Origin of the sequence: Rhizobium sp. SJZ105, assembly GCF_007828365.1 — a bacterium.
GTDB lineage: Bacteria > Pseudomonadota > Alphaproteobacteria > Rhizobiales > Rhizobiaceae > Agrobacterium > Agrobacterium tumefaciens.
The window spans coordinates 216,724-237,802 of the sequence record NZ_VIUP01000005.1 but is presented as its reverse complement, the minus strand read 5'-3'; the positions used below and the strand labels follow the sequence as shown (position 1 = coordinate 237,802).

The 21,079-nt window shown below is 58.7% G+C and carries 18 protein-coding genes; 12 read left to right on the top strand and 6 right to left on the bottom strand.

Annotated features, from left to right (window positions below):
• Positions 1-69 precede the first annotated feature (69 nt).
• The 6 genes from FB593_RS17640 to FB593_RS17615 all read right to left on the bottom strand — a co-directional run bounded on the left by FB593_RS17640 (position 70) and on the right by FB593_RS17615 (position 6,957).
• On the bottom strand, positions 70-1,398 hold the full coding sequence (locus tag FB593_RS17640; protein WP_112198951.1) for an LLM class flavin-dependent oxidoreductase: 1,329 nt from the start codon (positions 1,396-1,398) through the stop codon (positions 70-72).
• 454 nt (positions 1,399-1,852) lie between these two features.
• Positions 1,853-2,974 (bottom strand): sn-glycerol-3-phosphate import ATP-binding protein UgpC, encoded by a 1,122-nt coding sequence (locus FB593_RS17635; RefSeq protein WP_145166810.1) that lies wholly within the window; start codon positions 2,972-2,974, stop codon positions 1,853-1,855.
• A 41-nt stretch (positions 2,975-3,015) separates the two neighbouring features.
• A complete protein-coding gene (locus FB593_RS17630) occupies positions 3,016-3,903 on the bottom strand; it encodes an ABC transporter permease subunit (protein WP_003517820.1) in 888 nt (295 codons plus the stop codon).
• A gap of 10 nt (positions 3,904-3,913) precedes the next feature.
• Entirely contained in the window at positions 3,914-4,804 is an 891-nt protein-coding gene (locus FB593_RS17625; protein ID WP_003517818.1) for a carbohydrate ABC transporter permease, read from the bottom strand.
• Between the two features lie 75 nt (positions 4,805-4,879).
• Positions 4,880-6,223 carry an extracellular solute-binding protein gene (locus FB593_RS17620; RefSeq protein ID WP_003517816.1) on the bottom strand — a complete coding sequence of 448 codons (1,344 nt, stop codon included), beginning with the start codon at positions 6,221-6,223 and terminating at the stop codon, positions 4,880-4,882.
• Between the two features lie 260 nt (positions 6,224-6,483).
• A complete protein-coding gene (locus FB593_RS17615; protein WP_025595986.1) occupies positions 6,484-6,957 on the bottom strand; it encodes a VOC family protein in 474 nt (157 codons plus the stop codon).
• 446 nt (positions 6,958-7,403) lie between these two features.
• Between FB593_RS17615 and FB593_RS17605 the strand changes: the two genes are divergently transcribed.
• The 12 genes from FB593_RS17605 (at position 7,404) to FB593_RS17550 (ending at position 20,921) form a co-directional block, all read left to right on the top strand.
• Positions 7,404-9,188, top strand: a complete 1,785-nt coding sequence (locus tag FB593_RS17605) for a methyl-accepting chemotaxis protein (RefSeq protein ID WP_003517811.1) — start codon at positions 7,404-7,406, stop codon at positions 9,186-9,188.
• 172 nt (positions 9,189-9,360) lie between these two features.
• Entirely contained in the window at positions 9,361-10,278 is a 918-nt protein-coding gene (locus FB593_RS17600; protein WP_414896263.1) for a transglycosylase SLT domain-containing protein, read from the top strand.
• 147 nt (positions 10,279-10,425) lie between these two features.
• Complete coding sequence (locus FB593_RS17595; RefSeq protein WP_112200858.1) at positions 10,426-10,839, top strand: hypothetical protein; 414 nt, start codon at positions 10,426-10,428, stop codon at positions 10,837-10,839.
• 109 nt (positions 10,840-10,948) lie between these two features.
• Positions 10,949-12,823 carry a sigma-54-dependent Fis family transcriptional regulator gene (locus FB593_RS17590; RefSeq protein ID WP_003517806.1) on the top strand — a complete coding sequence of 625 codons (1,875 nt, stop codon included), beginning with the start codon at positions 10,949-10,951 and terminating at the stop codon, positions 12,821-12,823.
• Between the two features lie 176 nt (positions 12,824-12,999).
• Entirely contained in the window at positions 13,000-14,073 is a 1,074-nt protein-coding gene (locus FB593_RS17585; RefSeq protein WP_112296541.1) for a 2,3-butanediol dehydrogenase, read from the top strand.
• Between the two features lie 66 nt (positions 14,074-14,139).
• Positions 14,140-15,939 (top strand): NAD(P)/FAD-dependent oxidoreductase, encoded by a 1,800-nt coding sequence (locus FB593_RS17580; RefSeq protein WP_112355355.1) that lies wholly within the window; start codon positions 14,140-14,142, stop codon positions 15,937-15,939.
• Between the two features lie 199 nt (positions 15,940-16,138).
• The gene (locus FB593_RS17575) at positions 16,139-17,119 is read left to right on the top strand and encodes a 3'-5' exonuclease (protein WP_145166809.1); all 981 of its coding nucleotides are present in this window, start codon (positions 16,139-16,141) and stop codon (positions 17,117-17,119) included.
• 166 nt (positions 17,120-17,285) lie between these two features.
• The gene (locus FB593_RS17570; RefSeq protein WP_112355353.1) at positions 17,286-17,993 is read left to right on the top strand and encodes a GntR family transcriptional regulator; all 708 of its coding nucleotides are present in this window, start codon (positions 17,286-17,288) and stop codon (positions 17,991-17,993) included.
• 39 nt (positions 17,994-18,032) lie between these two features.
• Entirely contained in the window at positions 18,033-18,818 is a 786-nt protein-coding gene (locus tag FB593_RS17565) for a transporter substrate-binding domain-containing protein (RefSeq protein WP_112355352.1), read from the top strand.
• 72 nt (positions 18,819-18,890) lie between these two features.
• Entirely contained in the window at positions 18,891-19,562 is a 672-nt protein-coding gene (locus FB593_RS17560) for an amino acid ABC transporter permease (protein WP_003517793.1), read from the top strand.
• Positions 19,559-20,218 (top strand): amino acid ABC transporter permease, encoded by a 660-nt coding sequence (locus tag FB593_RS17555; protein WP_019566432.1) that lies wholly within the window; start codon positions 19,559-19,561, stop codon positions 20,216-20,218. The genes FB593_RS17560 and FB593_RS17555 overlap by 4 nt, the downstream gene beginning before the upstream one ends.
• Positions 20,196-20,921 (top strand): amino acid ABC transporter ATP-binding protein, encoded by a 726-nt coding sequence (locus FB593_RS17550; RefSeq protein WP_019566431.1) that lies wholly within the window; start codon positions 20,196-20,198, stop codon positions 20,919-20,921. The genes FB593_RS17555 and FB593_RS17550 overlap by 23 nt, the downstream gene beginning before the upstream one ends.
• The last annotated feature ends 158 nt before the right edge of the window (positions 20,922-21,079 follow it).

Below are 21,079 nucleotides of genomic sequence, written 5' to 3'. Positions count from 1 at the left end.
CCTCATCCCAAACTTCAGGGCGGGCGTGGAAAATCTCCCTACCGCTGGCCGGATCGGCGCGACGGCGCGTTATTCAGGGAAAAAACGATTGGCCGGACGTTGCAAGCCGAGATGATCGCGCAATGTCGTTCCCTCATAGTCCTTTCGAAACAGGCCGCGCCTTTGCAGTTCGGGCACAAGCAGGGTCGTGAACTCGTCAAGTCCGGCAGGCAGGAACGGGAAGGTGACGTTGAAGCCATCCGACCCCTCTTCGTATAGCCATTGTTCCATCTCGTCGGCGATGGTTTTTGCCGTGCCGACAAATGCGAGACCCCCATAACCACCCAGCCGCTGCGCCAGCTGGCGCACAGTCAGCCCCTCGCTCCTTGCAAGTTCGATCACCCTCTCGCGGCTGGATTTGCTTGCATTGGTTTCGGGAATGTCAGGCAGGGGGCCATCGGGATCGAAACTCGAAGCATCGTGGCCGAGCGCAATCGAAAGCGAGGCTATCGCGCTTTCATAATGGACGAGGCTGTCGAGCCTGGCGCGTTTGGCCTTGGCTTCTTCCACGCTATCGCCGACCAGAACGAAAGCGCCCGGCAGGATGACAATGCCGTCGCGGGAACGGCCTGCCGCAACGGTCCTGTCCTTGACGTCCCTGTAGAACGCTTTTCCCGCCGCAAGCGTGGGTGTTGCCGCAAAAACGACCTCGGCAGTTTCGGCTGCAAGCTGGCGCCCCGGCTCTGAAGCCCCGGCCTGAACGATGACGGGCCAGCCCTGCACCGGACGCGCTATATTGAGCGGACCGCGCACGGAAAATTCCGGTCCCTTGTGATTAAGCACATGCATTTTTTCAGGGTCAAAGAACAACCCGCTATCGACATCCCGGAGAAAGGCATCATCGGAAAAGGAATCCCACAGCCCGGTAACGACGTCGTAAAATTCCCGCGCTCTTCCATAACGCTCCGTGTGGTCAGGCTGTTCGTCCCGGCCGAAATTAAGCGCCGCATCCGGATTCGCTGTGGTGACGATGTTCCAGCCGGCGCGACCATTGCTGAGGTGATCGAGTGAGGCGAAACGCCGCGCTACGTGGTAGGGCTCATCGAATGTTGTGGAGGCGGTGGCAACCAGCCCGATGCGGGAGGTGACGGCGGCGAGCGCCGAAAGCAGGGTGAAGGGTTCGAAAGACGTGACGGTATGGCTGCGGCGCAGTGCTTCCGTCGGCATGTTCAGCACCGCCAGATGATCGGCCATGAAAAATGCATCGAATTTCGCGGCTTCAAGCTGTTGCGCAAATCGCGCCAGATGGCCGAAATTGAAGTTCGCGTCCGGGAAGGATCCGGGATAACGCCACGCACCCGTGTGAAGACTGACGGGCCGCATGAAGGCGCCGAGGTGCAGTTTGCGATCGTTTGCCATTGGGCTTCACTCTTTCGTTGAAGTTTTGACCCGAGCGTTTTGTCTGTCGGCCGCCAAGGATCGAAAGACCGGCTCGGTCCTCATCGCGACGATAGCCTTGCTGGCGGCTCTGTGCGGCAAAGACTATTGCGATTATGATTTCCAAACAGAAAGATTTTTCCTGAAATCATTCATTTCGCAAGATCGCTTTGCCTGCAACGGGTTTGCATCATCGTATTAACGTAATATCCGGCAAGCGATGTGCTTCACGCTGTGATCGCCAAGCAAATTTCGACGTATTTCGCGCAATGATTCTAATGAGAAAATGGCGTAAATTCAAAATATTGGTCGATATAGCTAATGTACTGGATTATTTCGAAATCGTCGTTCGAGATCGAAAACGTCGTTTGGAGATCCGGCGTGGTTGGGACACCCCCAAACCGCGCCGGACTGATCCGTGCTCAAACGTCCGCCATCAAACTGCCAGCAGCTTTTCGTTGCCGATGCGGGTTGTCTCGATGGCGCCCTCCGTTTCGATGCGCTTGCCGGTGGCCGGATCGAAAAAGTGCAGGTGGGCCGGGGGTAGTTCGAAGTGGATGCGCTGGCCGGGTTTGACCAACATATCTTCGCCGATGGCTGCGGAGAAAGTTTCGCCGGCGATTTCCGCATGTACGATGCGGCCGGAGCCCTGCTCTTCTACAAAGTCCACGGTTGCGGGCACGCCCGCACCCTCGATGCTGACCAGGCATTGTTCAGGGCGAATGCCGACTGTCACGTCGCGCCCGCGCAGCTCCAGCGCGGTCTCGGGGAAGAGTTTCACCGGCTGGCCGCCCAGCATGACGGATGGAGATTCGACCTCCACCCGCGTGTTGAACAGGTTCATCGCCGGTGAGCCGATGAAGGAGGCTACGAAGGTGCTGGCGGGGCGGTGATAGATATCGAGCGGATGACCGACCTGCTCCACATTGCCCTTGTTCATCACCACCAGCCGGTCGGCCAGCGTCATGGCTTCCACCTGATCATGGGTGACGAAGACGGAGGTGGCCGATAGGCGCTGGTGCAGTTTGCGGATTTCGGCGCGCATCGTCACACGCAGCTTTGCATCGAGGTTGGACAGCGGTTCATCGAACAGGAATACCTGCGGTTCGCGGATGATTGCGCGGGCCATGGCCACGCGCTGGCGCTGGCCACCGGAAAGGGCGGCAGGCTTGCGTTCGAGATAGTCGGAAAGGCCAACGATCTTGGCCGTTTCCTCGATGCGGCGCAGGCGCTCAGCCTTGGGAACGCCTGCGACCTTCAGCGCATAACCGATATTGCCTGATACCGTCATATGCGGATAAAGCGCGTAGTTCTGGAACACCATGGCGCAACCGCGCTCGCGCGGCTCCAGCGTGTTGACGACGCGCCCGCCAATGGCGATTTCACCTGACGTGATATCCTCCAGCCCGGCGATCATTCGCAGAAGTGTGGACTTGCCGCAGCCCGAGGGGCCGAGGATGACGACGAATTCGCCGGTTTCGAACGTGAGATCCACGCCGTGCAGGGTCGGGGTCTTGCCATAGGATTTGCGGACCTGCCGAATATCGATCTGAGCCATGATATTAAGAACCTTGTTGTTGAGAGCCACGCGTCGCGTCGTCACTTGTCGGATGACACGAGACCGCGCACGAACCAGCGTTGCAGGAACGCCACGACGAGAAGCGGCGGCATGATGATGATGAGGGAACCGGCAAGCGTGACGTTCCAGTCCGGCGTGCCGTCCTCCGAAGGCAAAAGGGCACGCAACGACATCATCACCGTCTTGTAGGAGGGATCGGTGACCATCAGCAGCGGCCACAGATACTGGTTCCACGAGGAGACGAAGAGAATGGTGGTTAGGGCCAGCATGTTGGTGCGCGAGAGCGGCAGCAGCACGTCGAAAAAGAAACGCACGGGGCCGGAGCCATCCATGCGCGCCGCCTCCGCAAGTTCATCAGGCAGGGTCATGAAAAACTGCCGGTAGAGAAAGGTGCCGGTGGCCGTGGCGACAAGCGGCAGCGACAGGCCCGCATAGGAATTCAGCAGGTTCCATTCGATGTTGACTTCGACACCGCTCACCAGCGCTATAAGGTAACGGAACGGCTGGAACACATCCGCTGCCACGGCATAGGTCGGAACGGCGCGAATTTCGAGCGGCAGCATCAGCGTGATGAAGACGGACCAGAAAAACAGGTGTTTCAGCGGCGAGCGGAAAAACACGATGGCGAAGGCGGTCAGAGCGGAAAGGGCTACCTTGCCCGCTGTGACGAGCGAGGCCATCACTAGGCTGTTGAACATGGCGTTGCCCAGATTGGCGCGGTTCCAGGCGGTGCTCAGATTTTTGAAAAGCTCGCCCTGCGGCATGAAGCTGAAGGGCGTGTGGTTCACCTGCTGCACCGTCTGGCTGGCGCCTGCCAATACCACGATGAAGGGGCCGATAAGAAGCAGAAGTCCCGCCACCATGACCACGTAGGTAAAGGCGTCGGCGTAGGGCGTGCGCTGTATCATCTCTCAGGCCTCACTTGTAATGGACGCGCCGCTCGATGAAGCGGAACTGGATGAAGGTGAAGACCATGATGAGGCCGATGAGGACGATGGTTTGTGCCGAGGCGCCGGAATAGTTCAGCCCTTCGAAGGCCTCGGTGACGATGCGGTAAACCATCACATCGGTGGCGCGGTTGGGGCCGCCCGCCGTCAGCGAATGCACGATGCCGAACGTGTCCTGGCCGACGAAACCCTCGGTCATCATCGTCACCATCAGGAAGAACAGCGTGGGTGCGAGCAACGGCACCTGAATGTCTATGGCGCGGCGGATCGGGCCGGAGCCATCCATCGCCGCAGCTTCCGTCAGCGAACGGGGCACGGATTGCAGGCCGGCAAACAGGAAGATGAAAGTGTAGCCCGCCCATTTCCAGATAAAGATGGCGATGACGAGCGCCAGTGCATGTTCGCCGTATTTCGCCGGGTTCCAGATATCTGGCCAGGCGGCGTTGAGTGAAGCGGCCAACCCGCGTTCCGGCGACAGGATGAAGCGGAAGGCCATGCCTGCGGCGGGACCTGCGATGGCGAAGGGCAGGATATACAGAACCCGGAAAAATCCGGAGCCGGGAAGCTGGCGGTCGACGGAGAGCGCCAAGGTGAGGCCGATGAGGATGGCGACGAAGGGGCCGACGGTCGCGAAGATCAGGCTGACGGTAACGGAATGCCAGTAGAATGGATCAGAGAAGACTTCCTGGAAATTGGCGAAACCAACGAATTCTGCCGCGCCGCCGAAGGGCGGCTGGAGGGTGAAGGCCCAGTTGATCACCGCCGCCACGGGCCAGTAGAAGAACAGGAGGATCAGTGCCAGCTGCGGCAATGCGAACAGCAGCGGCAACCATGTGCTTTTGAAAACGGCGCGCTTTTCCATGAAATATCCGAAACAGAAAATGGCATTAAGGGTTTGCCCGCGCGGACACGGGCAAACCCAGACGAAAAGGACCGCTTAGTTCAGCTTGGCGCCGGCATAGGTCTTTTCGAAGCGGCGCAGGCCGGCATTCGAGCGCTCGACAGCCTTGTCTAGTTCGGTCTGAATATCGGCGTTCTGCATGAAGATGGCTTCGAGCGAGGTCGAGACCTCCTTGCGGATCTGCGTGAAGCCGCCGAGGCGGATGCCGCGGGTATATTCGGAAGGCGGCGTAAACGTGAGGCTTTCGATTGCCTTTTCACGGCCCTTATAAGGCGCCTTGTCGTAGAAGCCGTTGGCCTTCATGGCGTCGAAGCCGGTCTTGGTGACCGGGATGTAGCCAGTAACGGTCGACCACCACTCAACCATATCAGGCTGCGCGATGAAGTTGAGGAATGCGGCCGCACCCTTGTATTCAGCTTCCGGACGACCAGCCATGACCCAGAGCGAAGCGCCGCCAACCAGCGAGTTGTGGCGCTCGGTGCCCTTCCAGATCGGCAGCATGGCGACGTCCCACTTCACGCCCTCAGGCATGGTCTTGCCGACGGTGCCATGGCCGGCAATCGAGGACATGAACATCTGGCAGGTCTGCGAGGTGAAAGCGGGCAGGATGTCCATGCCGAGCTGCTTGGTCTTGACGACGAACAGCTTCTCGTCCTGCATCTTCTTGAAGAATTTGACCTGATCAACGAACTTCGTCTTGTTGATCGTCAGTTCGGCGTCGAGGCCCTGATAACCGTTGCCCTTGGTGGCGATTGGCTGGTTGTGGATGGCAGAGAACTGTTCCATCAGCATCCAGGTGTCGAAATTAAAGGCCAGCGGGCATTCGAAACCGGCCGTCTTGAGCTTCCGGGCGGCTTCTTCAACCTGTTCCCATGTGTCGGGCTTGAAGGTGATGCCGGCTTTTTCGAAAGCGGTGACATTGTAATAGAAGACCGCGGTGGAGGAATTATAGGGGAAGGAGTTCAGCTCGCCGTCAGCCGTTGCATAATAATTGGCAATGCCGGGGAAATAGTTGTTCCAGTCGATCTTGTAGCCGTTGTCGGCCATCAGCTTCTTGGCGGGAACGAAAGCCTTGGACAACATCATGTCCAGCGTGCCGGCATCGTAGATCTGGGTAATGGCGGGCTGCTTCTTGGCGCGGTAGGCGGCAATGGTGTTCTGCAGCGTGGCGTCGTAGTCGTTCTGCGACGTGCAGACGATTTCGAATTCAGCCTGGGAGTCGTTGAACTTCTTGCAGGTTTCCTGAACGCGGTCGCCGAGATCGCCGGAAAGGCCGTGCCAGAATTCGAATTTGGTCTTTTCTGCGTGGGCAGCCGTGGCGCCGAAGGCGGCGGCAATGGCAACGCCTGCCACGAAAGAGGTCAGAGCGGAAGATTTCATAAGTTGAGCCCCGTTGATGGAGTAATGGCATGACCGGCGAGGACGTCACGTCCCCAACACGAAGCCACGGGCTCTGCTAGCAGCCGTCTTTGACGGATCGCTTACACTTTGTTGAACGTTTTGTGATGAGTGAAGGTACAGGCACGCATAGGCGTCCAGGGAAAATCAGATAAACGGGTCTTATCTGATTTTCCGTTGTTTTTCAGTTCTTTACTTGAAATGTCTTTCTTCGCTACTTGTCGCTGAATGACTTGTTAGCATCAACCTCGACGTGCCGCTTCGATGGTGGCGACGTCGATTTTCTTCATATCCATCATTGCCGCGAAGGCACGTTTGGCCTCGGCGCCGCCGGCGGACATTGCTTCCATCAGCACCCGCGGGGTGATCTGCCAGGAGATGCCCCATCGGTCCTTGCACCAGCCGCAGGCACTTTCTTCTCCGCCGTTGCCGACGATGGCATTCCAGTATCGGTCCGTCTCTTCCTGATCCTCAGTCGAAATCTGGAACGAGAAGGCCTCGGTGTGCTTGAATGTCGGACCACCGTTGAGGCCGATACAGGAGACGCCTGCCACCGTGAATTCCACCATCAGCACGTCCCCCTCCTTGCCGGAGGGGTAATCGCCCGGCGCCCTATAGACGGAATTGACAGTACTGTCGGGAAAGGTCTCGGCATAAAATCTGGCTGCGGCCTCGGCATCCCTATCGTACCAGATGCAGATCATGTTCTTCTTCACGGCGTGTTCCTCCCAAAAAGAAAGCCCCATTCGGTAAACAATGTCGCCATGCGCCGATCGTTCCGAAAGGAGGCGGGAAGGTGCAATTTTGCAAAGGAATAAGGGGTGTGCGTCATGACGGTGCCGGCGCGATGATCAAACACGACGCGCATGGATATTTAAATCCAGCGCCTCACCCTTCGGCGATAGGCATCATATGCCGGGCCCAGCCGCGCCCGTTCTGAAGAATAAATATGAAACAATGTCTCTTTGTAACGTGAAGCGCGTGCTTGACCTAATATGCAGATTTTTGCGGCAGGAAGACGCGTATTGCCCAAATTTCGCCCGTACCATCAACTCGCGTGATCAACGTCAAGATTATCCTTAAATATTATTTAATAATGTAATCATATTGTTGGTGAACGATTTTCAGTAGAAACTGTCCAGCTGCCATCGGAGGATCGCGCGTGAGTTTTCTTGATCGTGGTGCCAATGCTTTCGCGGTTCTTGCCGCGCTCTCCAAATCTCAAGCCATCATCGAATTTGATATGGCCGGAAAGATTCTCGCCGCCAACGAGAATTTCTGTCGTGCGCTCGGTTACGAGCTGGCGGAAATAGTCGGCAGACATCACAGCATGTTCGTTGAACCTGAAGTCGTGTCATCGCAGGACTACAAGGCCTTCTGGTCAAAGCTTTCGGCCGGCCAGTTCGATCAGCGGCAGTACAAGCGCATTGGCAAGGGTGGCAGGGAAGTCTGGATCGAGGCCTCCTATAATCCGGTGTATCGTCGCGGCAAGCCGGTCAAAGTGGTCAAGATCGCCACGGATATTACCGAGCGCAAGCTGAAGGCGGCGGAAGATGCGGGCAAGATCGACGCCCTGTCGCGGGCGCAGGCCATCATCGAGTTCTCTCCGAACGGCGAGGTCCTGACGGCCAACGAGAATTTTCTGGCGGCGCTCGGCTATTCGCTCGCCGAGGTGCAGGGAAGGCATCATTCGATGTTCTGCGAACCCGCCTACACACAGTCCCCGCAATATGCGCAATTCTGGAAAAGGCTTGCCGGCGGCGATCTGGTGGCGGATGAATTCATGCGGCTTGGCAAGGGCGGTCGCAAGGTTTTCATTCAGGCCTCCTATAATCCGATCTTCGATTTGTCCGGCAAGGTGTTCAAGGTTGTCAAATTTGCCACCGACGTGACCGGACGTGTTGAAAATGTCGAAAAGCTCGCGCAGTCCCTGACCAATCTGGCTGACGGTGATCTTTCGCAGAGCATCGACAAACCCTTTATCCCCTCGCTTGAAAGATTGCGGTCCGACTTCAACGCAGCCTCGAAAAAGCTCAAGAAGGCCATGACGCTGGTCTCTGAAAATGCCGGCGCCATTTCTTCGGGGTCGAATGAAATAAGATCCGCGGCCGACGATCTCGCCAGACGTACGGAACAGCAGGCCGCCTCTATCGAGGAAACGGCTGCAGCCCTCGAGGAAATCACCACCACCGTCAATGATTCAAGCCGCCGGGCGGAAGAGGCTGGAAAAATCGTTGGCCGTGCCCGCGACCATGCCGAACATTCAGGTCAGGTTGTGCGCGATGCGATCAGTGCCATGGACCAGATCGAAAAATCGTCGCGTGAGATTTCGAATATTATCGGCGTTATCGACGAGATTGCCTTTCAGACCAATCTGCTTGCGCTGAATGCAGGCGTGGAAGCTGCCCGCGCAGGCGAAGCAGGCAAGGGTTTTGCCGTGGTTGCGCAGGAAGTTCGCGAACTTGCGCAACGCTCGGCTACGGCCGCAAAGGAAATCAAGAGCCTGATCAACGCGTCTGGTACGCAGGTTGAAAACGGCGTTGGCCTTGTTACCAAAGCGGGCTCTGCCTTGCAGGAAATCGCGGAACAGGTGCGCGACATCAACACCAATGTCGTAGCGATCGTCGATGCCGCGCGCGAACAGTCGACCGCGCTCGCCGAGATAAATCAGGCAGTCAACACCGTTGACCAGGGAACGCAGCAGAATGCCGCGATGGTTGAGGAGCAGACGGCTGCCAGCCACAGCCTTGCACGGGAAGCGGCAGCGTTGTTTGAGCTTCTAGGGCAATTCCGGTTCGATGACGCATCGCACTCGACATCGTCGTCGCGGAGCGGCTTCGAGCAGCAGGCTACCTTTGCCACTCCGCGTCGCCCGGCATCCCGCCCGCTTGCGGTGCGCGGTTCCGCTGCAGTCGCCGTTGAACATGAGGATTGGCAGGACTTTTAAGCATACAAGATGGCCTTGCCGACGCGGAAATGCGACCTTTATTCTGGACGCATGGAAGCCTCGGCAAGGCCCAAACCGAAGCTTCCATTGAAGATGAGCCGTAGGTCTGGGCATATCTTGCAGAATGCCTGATAATCAGCGTATCGGGCGTGGGATTTGCGGGGAGTTTTGCTTGGCGGGGATATCGACACGCTGCTTGGGTCTTGCTCTGTGGTTGCTGGCGCTTGCCAGTGGCACGACCGGGGCCGAGGAGAAGGTCGATGGCAAAGTCTCCTGCACCTACACCCATGATGTCGCGCCGGAATTGTGCATCCGTGTCGAAAGCTACAATAACGACCTGTGTCACGCCATCGAGGTTCTGGCCGGGCGCCACGCCGTTCCGCCGGATTATTTCGCCCGGCTCATCTGGCGGGAAAGCCTGTTCCGGGCCAATGCGGTCAGCCCGAAGGGCGCGGAAGGCATAGCACAGTTCATGCCTGGAACCGCAAAGCTGCGTGGTCTCAAAGACAGCTTCAACATAATCGCCGCACTCGAGGCCTCTTCCCGGTATCTGTCCGAGCTGAATACGCAGTTTGGCAATTTCGGTCTCGCCGCCGCAGCTTATAATGCGGGCGAGGCGGGATTGCGGAATTTTATCGCGACCGGTCGGCTGCCGACGGAAACCCGGGATTATGTGTTTGCGATAACGGGATATCCGGTTGAGAAATGGAAGGACAATCCGCCGGAAAAGGCGGCCCCGGCATTGGATGAGACCCGCTCTTTCATCGATGCCTGTCTGCGTCTGGCCGATACGCGAACGATGAACGATCCTGTACTCATCTCGTCGGCCGACTGGGCGCCCTGGGGCGTGCAGCTTGCCGCGCATTATAATCCGGCGGTGGCGAACCGGCTTTTTACCCGCGCCATTGGCCAACTATCCGGGCCGCTTAATGCCGAACGAGCTTTGATCGTGCGGCAGCGAGGCGGCAATTTCGGTTCGCGCCCGCGTTATGCCGCCCGCATCGGCCGCGATACACGCGGCCAGGCCAACGAGCTTTGCGGCGAAATCCGCCAGGCCGGCATTCCCTGCACCGTGTTCCGCAACAGATGAGAACACCTGTATGACCCTGTCGATCATAACAAGTTGATCAGCATCTGGGTCGCACCTCCTTTCAGAGCAAAATTATCGAGCCTAGATTGCAACGCTGACGATGGAACGTGTCGGCTGATGGTATTCTGTGAGGGAAGAAAACTGAAAATGAGATGGCTTGAAGCGGGATGTCTGGTCGGCGTGCTGGCCGCCATTTCTGGGTGCGCCACGACCGGGCAGACGGACGCATCGCAAACGGTGGCGAGCCTCGTGGGCCAACCCCTGGATGCGGCTATCGCCAGACTCGGCCGTCCTAACAAGGTGATCATCGAAAAGGGCGCGACGGAATCCTATTGGCTGAAGGTGGATGTTGAGACCTATGCCGGCCTCTCCAACAAGCGGGAAATCCGCACCTTGAACGGGCAGGTGCGGATATCGGAAACGGAAGGCATGAAGATCAAGGAGCATCGCCGCGACTGCATCATCAAGATCACCGCGGATCCCGCTTCCACCATCAAGACCAGCGAAATCATCGGCAATCCGGCCAATTGCGAGAACATTATCAATCGCCCAAACACCTGAGACGGTCGCATTCGAGACTGTTGCATCGCTTCGAACGACCGAACCACCGTAAGAGGTGGATTGTGGGCGATCTCCTAATATGCGACCATCCGTGCCGGAGGATGCGTGCATGGTATCGACGCTGTCGCATATACGGGAGATCGAACGTGTCGGCATGGGCGCGGTCAGCCCGCGTGATACGCCGGTCATCCAGTCCTGGCTGCGCTGCCTTAATGACTACAAGCTCGACCCAACGATTGCGCAGGAAGCCTATATCGTGCCCGAACTGAAGCTTCGGGAGCATCGCGAGCAGGCCGAGGAACTGATCCGTATAGGCCGCTCCGGTCTCGAAGCCCTGTTCAACCAGATTGCCGAGCAGAATTACGTCCTGCTGCTGTCGGATGCGCGCGGCGTTACCGTCGATTTCATGGGCGACCCGACCTTCGACAACCAGTTGCGGAGGGCGGGGCTTTACCTTGGCTCGGAATGGTCGGAAAACCGGGCCGGTACCTGCGCCGTTGGCGCCTGCCTCGTTTCCGGCGAGCCGGTGATCATCCATCAGGATGACCATTTCGACACCAGCCATATCGGGCTGACCTGCACTGCGGCGCCCGTCTTCGATACGCTCGGCGATCTCACCGCCGTGCTCGACATTTCCCAGCTGCGCTCGCCGACGGCCAAGGCCAGCCAGCAACTGGCGCTGCATCTCGTTGCCTCCACCGCGCGTCGCATCGAGCTTGCCAATCTCATGACCCGCACCCGCAATGACTGGGTGTTGCGTCTTGCCCGTTCACCTGAGTTTCTTGACGTCGATCCGGATGCGGCGATCGCCCTTGATGGCAGCGGACGTATCACCGGCATGACCCATGGTGGCTTCGGGGCGCTGGCGCGCTCCATGAACATGCACGGCCTTGCCACCCGCGATTTTCTCGGCCAGCCGATTTCCTCGGTCTTCGATATCGATGTGGACGACCTGCCGCGCTTTATGCGCGGGCGGCCGAATGGCGAGCGGCTTTTGCGCGCCCGCAACGGTCTGGTGCTTTTTGCCAGCGCGATCGCGCCCGCCGTCAGCATTCGCGCTCCTGTCACGCCTGAGCCACGCTTGCCGCGAGCGCTGAGGGACATGAGCAACGGCGATCCGGCGATGGAAAAGGTGCAGGCGCGGGCAGCAAAGCTTGCCGCCCGCGATATTCCCATCCTCATTCAGGGTGAGACGGGCAGCGGCAAGGAATATCTGGCACGGGCGATCCATGACAGCTGCAACAGCGACGGTAATTTCGTCGCCGTCAATTGTGCGGCAATCCCGGAGCATCTGATCGAATCCGAATTGTTCGGTTACACACCCGGTGCCTTCACCGGCGCCAGCCAGAAGGGCAAGCGCGGTCTCATCGAGGAGGCAAGTGGCGGCACTTTGTTCCTGGATGAGATTGGCGACATGCCGCTTTCTCTTCAAAGCCGCCTGCTGCGCGTGCTTTCGGAAAACGAGGTGCAGCCGGTTGGCGCATTGAAAGCCAAGCCGGTGCGTCTGAGAGTACTGTCCGCATCGCACCGCGATCTTGCCGAACTGGTGAAGGAAGGCCGTTTCCGGCAGGACCTCTATTATCGCCTGAACGCCGCAACGGTGACGCTGCCGGCGCTGCGGGAGCGCGAGGATCTCGGCTGGCTGATCGATCAGTTTCTCCGCCGCATCGAGAAGGAAAACGGCGAGACCTACAGGATCGATAAGGCGGCACGGGCAATTCTGCTTGACCATGACTGGCCGGGCAATCTGCGCGAACTCTTCAATGCACTGCGGGTTGCAGCCGCGCTTTCCGATGGCGGCAAGATCGATCCGGGTTGCCTGCCTGAACACCTCTTTGCCGAAGTCGCCACCGATGATGCTTTGCGCGATGACGACGATCTGCGCCGGGCGCTGAAGGACTGCGGCAACAACGTCTCGGCGCTGGCGCGAAGCCTCGGCGTCAACCGCTCCACCATCCACCGCCGTCTCAAACGCCTGAATTGACTGCGTCCGAACCGGTGCAATCGTTGCAACACCTGTTGCACGGAACCTGTTGCATTGTGCCGGCGAGCCTCAGAGCTGAATTTGTAACCAATTGAAAATACGTCAATATATGGCGCAAGCCATTCTGGCATGCCGCTTGCTGATCCTTCTGTGCAAGAACTACAGGAGGAAATGCAATGAAAGCACTGCGCTTTCACGCCGCCAAGGACCTACGCATCGAGGATGTGGATATGCCGCCCGAGCCCGGTCCGGGTGAGGTGCTCGTCGAAAACAAGTTCTGCGGCATCTGCGGCACGGACCTGCACGAATATGCCTATGGCCCGATCTTCGTGCCGAAGGAGCCGCATCCTTACACCGGCGCGCACGGGCCGCAAATTCTCGGTCATGAATTCGGCGGTGTCGTAAAGGCCGTAGGCGAGGGCGTTAGCCATGTAAAGCCTGGCGACCGAGTATCGATCCAGCCGCTCATCATGCCGCGTCATGGCGACTATTATGCTGATCGCGGTCTTTATCACCTGAGTAAAAATCTCGCTCTCGCCGGTCTGTCCTGGCATTCCGGCGGCATGGCGCAGGCCGCTCTTCTCAACGACTATAACGTCCAGCCGATACCCGATGCGCTTTCCGATCAGGAAGCGGCCCTCATCGAGCCGACGGCAGTCGCGGTTTATGCCTGCGACCGTGGCGGTGTCACGGCCGGCAGCAGCGTGCTTGTGACCGGTGCCGGGCCGATCGGCATTCTCGTCGCCATGGCGGCCAGGGCGGCTGGTGCCTCGCAGATATTTCTTTCCGATCTCAACGACACGCGTCTGGCGCTGGCGCGGGCGGCGCTTGGCGAGGTGCGCACGATCAATCCCAAGACGGAAAAGGTGGGCGATGTCATCCGCGCCGAGACCGAAGGCAATGTTGGCTGCGATGTCGCCATCGAATGCGTCGGCAATGAATATGCGCTGAAGAACTGCGCCGATGCAGTGCGCAAGCAGGGCGTTGTGGTGCAGACCGGCCTCCACCCCGGCGAAAACCCGCTGAACTGGTTCGACGTGACCTTCAAGGACATCGATATCCGCGGCTCCTGGGCCTATCCGACTCACTACTGGCCGCGTGTTGCCCGGCTGATCGCCAGCGGCCAGATCCCGGCGAGCCGGATCGTTTCCAAAAACGTCTCACTCAGCGAGGCGGTCACGGAAGGGTTCGACCACCTGCTCGACCCGGCCGGCAAGCATCTGAAGATCCTGATCGACCTGTCGCGATAGGCCGATTTGAAGTGCGGGGCGGTTGAGGAGCCGTCCCGTTTCCACATTGAGCAGGAGGAGGAATACATGCTCGACAAGACCCCCACCACCCGCCTTCAGGCGCTTCTCGATACGTTCGGGGCAGCACTCGAAGCTGGCCGCATCGATGATGCCGTTAATCTGTTTGCCGAGGATTGCTACTGGCGCGACCTCGTTGCCTTTACCTGGAACATCAAGACTGTTGAAGGTCGCGATCAGGTGCGCGACATGCTGCAGGCGCAGCTTTCGACGGCCAGACCCACAAACTGGCGCATCGCTACCGGCGAGGAGGCGACGGAGGCGGATGGTGTGCTTGAAAGCTGGATCACCTTCGAGACGGCGACAGGGCGCGGCTACGGCCTCGTGCGCTTCAGGAACGGGCAGATATGGACGCTGCTGACGGCGCTTTCCGAACTGAAGGGCCATGAGGAAAAATCGGGCTTCACCCGCCCGCTCGGCGCAAGGCACGGCCAGAACCTTGGTGCCAAAACCTGGATGGAGGAGCGCGAGGAGGAAGCGCGCACGCTCGGTTATGACAAGCAGCCCTATACCGTCATCATCGGCGGTGGGCAGGGCGGCATCGCGCTCGGTGCCCGGTTGCGCCAGCTCGGCGTGCCGACGATCATACTCGAAAAGAACGAGCGGCCGGGTGACAGCTGGCGCAAGCGCTACAAGTCGCTCTGCCTGCATGACCCGGTCTGGTACGACCATCTGCCTTACATCGATTTTCCGAAGAACTGGCCGGTCTTTGCTCCCAAGGACAAAATCGGTGACTGGCTCGAATTCTACACGAAGGTGATGGAACTGAACTACTGGACCCGCTCCACTGCCAAATCCGCCAAGTGGGACGAGGCGGCGAAGGAATGGTCGATCGTCGTCGATCGCGATGGCGAGGAAGTCGTGCTCCGGCCAAAGCAACTGGTCTTTGCCACCGGCATGTCCGGCAAGGCTAATATTCCGGATTTCAAGGGGCGCGAGCGCTTCAACGGTGATCAGCACCATTCCTCGCAGCATCCGGGGCCGGATGGGTACAAGGGCAAGAAGGTCGCCGTGATCGGTTCCAACAATTCGGCCCATGATATCTGCGCCGCACTCTACGAAGCGGGTGTCGATGTGACCATGATCCAGCGCTCGACGACCCATATCGTCAAATCCGATACGCTGATGGATATAGGGCTCGGTGCGCTCTATTCCGAACAGGCGTTGGCGAATGGGGTGACGACGGCGAAGGCCGATCTCATCTTCGCGTCGCTGCCCTACCGGATCATGCATGAGTTCCAGATCCCGCTTTACGACAGGATGCGGGAGCGCGACGCCGATTTTTACGCCGCACTGGAGAAAGCCGGGTTCCAGCTAGACTGGGGTGCGGATGGCTCCGGCCTCTTCATGAAGTACCTGCGGCGCGGCTCCGGTTATTATATTGATATCGGCGCCTCGCAGCTGATCATCGATGGCAAGGTGAAGCTTGCCGCCGGTCAGGTGGACGAGATCACCGAAAATTCGATCAAGCTCGCTGACGGCAAGGAGATCCCTGCTGACGTCATTGTCTATGCGACGGGATATGGTTCGATGAATGGCTGGGTCGCCGATCTCATCGATCAGGAAACGGCAGACAGGGTCGGCAAGGTCTGGGGTCTCGGTTCGGATACGCCGAAAGACCCGGGGCCGTGGGAAGGCGAGCAGCGCAACATGTGGAAGCCGACGCAGCAGGAGGCGCTGTGGTTCCACGGCGGCAACCTGCACCAGTCGCGGCATTATTCACAATATCTCGCGTTGCAGTTGAAGGCGCGCATGGAGGGGCTTCCTACACCTGTCTATGCATTGCAACCGGTTCACCACACACGCTGACCACGGGTATTTCGATCGATAAAGGTAATGCACAAAGGGGGCGGAACATTCCGCCCCCTTTCTGAATCCAATGCGGGCAATGCCAAACGGACGCCGCCCGGTTTCTGTGGATCACTGCAACCGCTGTTGTTAGTGTGAGCCTCTGCGCATATGTTGGAAAACTCAATATCGATTTCCGGCCAAAGCGGACAGAAGAACAATGACCTCCCAGTTGGATTTTTTCGCTTCCGCGACGGCGCGGCTTCCTCAGGCTGAGCGCGGGCGAAAAGCGGGTGGTCGTGAAACGATGCAGAAATCGGTTCCTGATGATGAGGCCTTGGTCGGATATCTCGAATCCACAGGCAATTACCGCGTCCTGCGCAAGTTGCAGCCGCGCGCGATATGCGAGCAGCCGCGACCGGGGTTTCCACGTCAGGGCGTGATCCTCGACACCGAGACCACGGGCCTCAACCACCGAACCGATGAGATCATCGAAATCGGCGTCATTACCTTCACATTCGACGATCAGGGCACGATCGGGGATGTCACCGGGGTCTATGGCGGTCTGCGACAGCCGGGCACTTCCATCCCGGAAGAAATCACGCGCCTGACGGGTATCACCGATGAAATGGTTGCCGGACAGACGATAGACATCGACCGGCTGACCTCCCTTGTTGAAGGTGCTGATCTGATCATTGCCCACAATGCCGGCTTCGATCGTCCGTTTTGCGAGGCCTTCTCGCCGATCTTCCGCAATAAGGCCTGGGCCTGCTCCGTTTCTGAGATTGACTGGAGTGGTCGGGGTTTTGAGGGCAGCAAGCTCGCCTACCTCATCGGGCAATCCGGCTATTTCCATGACGGCCACCGAGCAGTCGACGATTGTTTCGCTCTGCTGGAGGTGCTGGAACAGGTACGCGCCGGCCAAAGCGGGACGCCCTTCATGGAACTCCATGAAGCCAGCCAGCACTCCCGGGTTTGCATTTACGCGGAGAACAGCCCGTTCGACATGAAGGATCATCTGAAAAAGCGGGGCTATCGCTGGTCTGATGGTTCCGATGGCCGGCCCAAATCCTGGTGGGTGGAACTGGCGGAGGAAAAGCTCGAGGAAGAGCTGCATTTCCTCCGAACCGAAATTTACCGCTGGGACGCCGATCCGACGGTCAAGTATCTGACGGCATTCGACCGGTTCAAAGCCGGCTAGAAAGAAACCGCGACGGCCATACCGTCAAGTTTGCACAGCTCTGCGTTTTTTTTGATGTTTGTCGATTTTCTTGCTCAAAATTTGAGCGAGTAGGCGCGAGCTTTTTCGCGGCATTTTGATTTTAAAACAATATCTGTTCTGGCACGGGCCTTGCTTTCAGTCTTGTATGCAAGATTTACATACCAAGCAGGACCGTCAGATAAACATCGAAGAAGCCATCGTTTCCGGCATTCTTTCGGCGCGCATCCGGCCGGGCACGCGGCTCAGCGAAAATCAGCTGGCTGGACTCTTCTCCGTTTCACGTACGCGGGTACGGGAGGCGATGATGCGGCTGGAAACACGTGGCATCGTCCATGTCAGCGCGCGGCGAGGGTGGTTCGTCGTCGAGCCCTCCGCCGAGGAGGCGATGACCATCTATGAGGCGCGGCGGATTATCGAATCCGGATTGCTTCGCAGCATGCGGATGCTGTCGGAGGAGGGGCGCAAGGTCCTCGTCGCGCATCTTGAGGAAGAGAAAGTCGCAATAGCCGCAGGTGACCGACAGCGCCTTACCTGCCTCATGGGCGATTTTCATATCCGCATCGCCGAGCTTTGCGGCAATGCCGTGCTCATCGAGCTGCTACGCGATCTGACCGCCCGGACAATTCTGATCTCCATGCTCTACCAGTCGGAGTTTCATGCCCTCCAGTCCCATGAGGGGCATTGCCGTATCTTCGACGCGATGGCTGCGGGCGATTTCGTGAGGGCGGCGGAGCTTTCCATCGAGCATCTGGACGAGGTGGAAACCGGCCTCGACCTCACTCGACGCCCCGATCCTCTCGCCGGCCTTCGCCGGTCGCTCGCCCTGCCGGAAATGAATGGCGGCGACGGATAAAATTCACATGCAACACAATCAACACAAGGAGAATGACATATGATCTTCAGACGGACCCTCATCGCTGCCGCCGCCATGGCTGCCGCCTTTGGTCTTTCCGCGCCCGCCAAGGCGGATGCCCTTGCCGACATCACTGCACGCGGCACGCTGCGTGTGGCCGTACCGCAGGATTTCCCGCCCTTCGGCAGCGTTGCTGCTGATATGACCCCGCAGGGTTATGACATCGACATGGCCAAGATGATCGCCGACAAGCTGGGCGTGAAGGTGGAACTCGTCCCGGTCACCAGTGCCAACCGTGTTCCCTATCTCCAGACCAACAAGGTCGATCTCGTTATCTCCAGCCTCGGCAAGAATGCAGATCGTGAAAAAGTTATTGATTTCTCTCATGCTTACGCGCCTTTCTTCAACGGCGTTTTCGGCCCGGCCGACGTCGCGATCTCCAAGGCCGAAGACCTTAAGGGCAAGACCATCGCCGTCACGCGCGGTGCCGTCGAGGACCTGGAACTGACGAAGGTCGCGCCTTCGGACGCCACCATCAAGCGTTACGAGGACAATAACGGCACCATCTCGGCCTTCCTTTCGGGCCAGGTGGAAGTTGTCGCGACCGGCAACGTGGTTGCAGCCGCCATCCTCGCCAAGAACCCCCCGAAGCGTCCGGAATTGAAGTTCCTCATCAAGAACTCTCCCTGCTACATCGGCCTCAACAAGAACGAGCCGGCCTTACTGGAAAAGGTCAACGCCACCGTAGCAGCGGCCAAGGCCGACGGCTCGCTGAATGCGATCGCCACCAAGTGGCTTGGTCAGGATCTGCCGAAAGACCTTTGATCATCGTTTGCCATGGTCATCCCGGATCCGCCGGGATGACGCCTTTCTCCACCGGCGCAAGGGGACTGTTTCTTGAGCTATCAATTTGATTTCCTGTGGCTTGGCGAATATTGGCCACAAATTGCCAAAGGCATCGCCATTACCAGCCAACTCACGCTGGTCGGCGGCGTGGTCGGCGTTTCACTTGGCATCGCCTGCGCCTGGGCCAGGGCGCTCGGACCTTCATGGTTGAAGCCCATCGTCGGCACCTATGTGGAGCTCATCCGCAATACGCCTTTTCTGATCCAGTTGTTTTTCATCTTCTTTGGCCTGCCTTCACTTGGTTTCAAGCTTACAGAGCTGACCGCGGCCAATCTGGCGATGATCGTCAATCTGGGCGCCTATAGTTGCGAGATCATCCGCGCCGGTATTCAGGCGACGCCGAAGGGCCAGTTCGAGGCGGGCGCGAGCCTTGCAATGACGCGCTTCGAAACGTTTCGCCATGTGGTGCTCACACCCTCGCTGCAACGCATCTGGCCGGCGCTTTCCTCGCAAGTGGTGATCGTCATGCTCGGCTCGGCCGTCGTTTCGCAGATTGCGGTGGAAGACCTGACCTTTGCGGCAAACTTCATCCAGTCGCGCACGTTCCGCGCCTTCGAAGCCTACATCCTGTCAACCGTCATCTACCTGCTGCTCGCCATCCTGTTGCGGCAGGGCATGCTGGCGCTCGGCAGCTTTCTTTTCCCGAGGAGGGCGGCACGATGACTGAATTCACCTTTTGGGACATTCTGCGCAACCTGCTGCTTTCCACCCGCTGGACGCTGTTGCTATCGCTCGTTTCCTTCATCGGCGGCGGTATGGTGGGCATCGTGCTTCTGTGGTTACGCATCAGCCCGCGCCGGGCTTTGAACCGTGCTGCCCGCATCTATATCGAAGTCTTTCAGGGCACCCCGCTGCTGATGCAGCTTTTCATCGCTTTTTTCGGCCTCGGTCTCCTCGGGGTTGATGTTCCGGCCTGGCTTGCGGCTGGCGTGGCGCTTATCCTCTGGACCGCTGCCTTCCTTGCGGAAATCTGGCGTGGCTGCGTTGAGGCGATTGCGAAGGGCCAGTGGGAGGCGTCCGCCAGCCTTGCCATGGGCCGCCTGCAACAGATGCGTTACGTCATCCTGCCGCAGGCGCTGAAGATCGCCATTCCGCCAACGGTCGGTTTTTCCGTGCAGGTCGTCAAGGGCACAGCACTAACCTCCATCATCGGTTTCGTTGAACTGTCCAAGGCCGGCACGATCGTCACCAATGCCACCTTCCAGCCATTCACCGTCTATGGCCTGGTTGCTCTCATCTATTTCGCCCTCTGCTGGCCGCTGTCGAAATCCAGCCAGTTCCTAGAAAGGAAGCTCAATGTCGCTCATCGAAATCACTGAAGTCCACAAGAGCTTTGGCGACAATGAGGTGCTGAAGGGCATAAATCTGGATGTCGAACCCGGCGAGGTGATCGCCATCATCGGGAAAAGCGGCTCTGGAAAATCGACGCTGCTTCGCTGCATCAACGGACTGGAGACGATCAGCGCCGGCTCGATCCAGGTGGCAGGTGCGCAGTTGCTGGACGATGAGCTGCATCTGAAGGCATTGCGGCTGAAGGTCGGCATGATCTTCCAGCAATTCAACCTCTTTCCGCATCTGACGGCCGGCGGCAATGTCATGCTTTCGCAGATGGTGGTGAAAAAGGTCACCAAGCCGGAGGCCGAGGTGACGGCGCGCAGGATGCTGGAGCGTGTCGGGCTGGCGCACAAGTTCGATGCCTATCCGGATGAACTGTCCGGCGGCCAGCAGCAGCGCGTGGCGATTGCCCGCGCCCTTGCCATGCAGCCTATCGCCCTTCTCTGTGACGAAATTACCTCGGCGCTCGACCCCGAACTCGTGTCTGAGGTGCTGGCCGTCGTGCGCGAACTGGCAAAGGAAGGCATGACGCTGTTGATGGTGACGCATGAAATGAAGTTTGCTCGCGACGTCTGCTCGCGCGTCGTCTTCATGCATCAGGGCCGCGTGCACGAGATCGGGCCGCCGGAAGATGTTTTTGCCAACCCCCAGACGCCGGAACTCAAGCAGTTCCTTGGCATGATCTAAGCGCAGTACCGACGCACGCGACCGGAGCGGTGCGTGCGTTGGCAGTAGCCTTTATGTTGTGTTTGCCGGGAAAATGCCCGCTATTCCAGTGGTGCCAGCCAGTTCGTTTCGATGGCACTCTTTTCCCGATTTCATGTTTCCCTGTCGGTCGCTCAGAT

Bases quoted from the DNA above. Each gene is read 5' to 3' on its own strand.
- FB593_RS17640 (WP_112198951.1), bottom strand. From the start codon at position 1,398: ATGGCAAACGATCGCAAACTGCACCTCGGCGCCTTCATGCGGCCCGTC.
- FB593_RS17635 (WP_145166810.1), bottom strand. From the start codon at position 2,974: ATGGCTCAGATCGATATTCGGCAGGTCCGCAAATCCTATGGCAAGACC.
- FB593_RS17630 (WP_003517820.1), bottom strand. From the start codon at position 3,903: ATGATACAGCGCACGCCCTACGCCGACGCCTTTACCTACGTGGTCATG.
- FB593_RS17625 (WP_003517818.1), bottom strand. From the start codon at position 4,804: ATGGAAAAGCGCGCCGTTTTCAAAAGCACATGGTTGCCGCTGCTGTTC.
- FB593_RS17620 (WP_003517816.1), bottom strand. From the start codon at position 6,223: ATGAAATCTTCCGCTCTGACCTCTTTCGTGGCAGGCGTTGCCATTGCC.
- FB593_RS17595 (WP_112200858.1), top strand. From the start codon at position 10,426: ATGAGATGGCTTGAAGCGGGATGTCTGGTCGGCGTGCTGGCCGCCATT.
- FB593_RS17590 (WP_003517806.1), top strand. From the start codon at position 10,949: ATGGTATCGACGCTGTCGCATATACGGGAGATCGAACGTGTCGGCATG.
- FB593_RS17585 (WP_112296541.1), top strand. From the start codon at position 13,000: ATGAAAGCACTGCGCTTTCACGCCGCCAAGGACCTACGCATCGAGGAT.
- FB593_RS17580 (WP_112355355.1), top strand. From the start codon at position 14,140: ATGCTCGACAAGACCCCCACCACCCGCCTTCAGGCGCTTCTCGATACG.
- FB593_RS17575 (WP_145166809.1), top strand. From the start codon at position 16,139: ATGACCTCCCAGTTGGATTTTTTCGCTTCCGCGACGGCGCGGCTTCCT.
- FB593_RS17570 (WP_112355353.1), top strand. From the start codon at position 17,286: ATGCAAGATTTACATACCAAGCAGGACCGTCAGATAAACATCGAAGAA.
- FB593_RS17565 (WP_112355352.1), top strand. From the start codon at position 18,033: ATGATCTTCAGACGGACCCTCATCGCTGCCGCCGCCATGGCTGCCGCC.
- FB593_RS17555 (WP_019566432.1), top strand. From the start codon at position 19,559: ATGACTGAATTCACCTTTTGGGACATTCTGCGCAACCTGCTGCTTTCC.
- FB593_RS17550 (WP_019566431.1), top strand. From the start codon at position 20,196: ATGTCGCTCATCGAAATCACTGAAGTCCACAAGAGCTTTGGCGACAAT.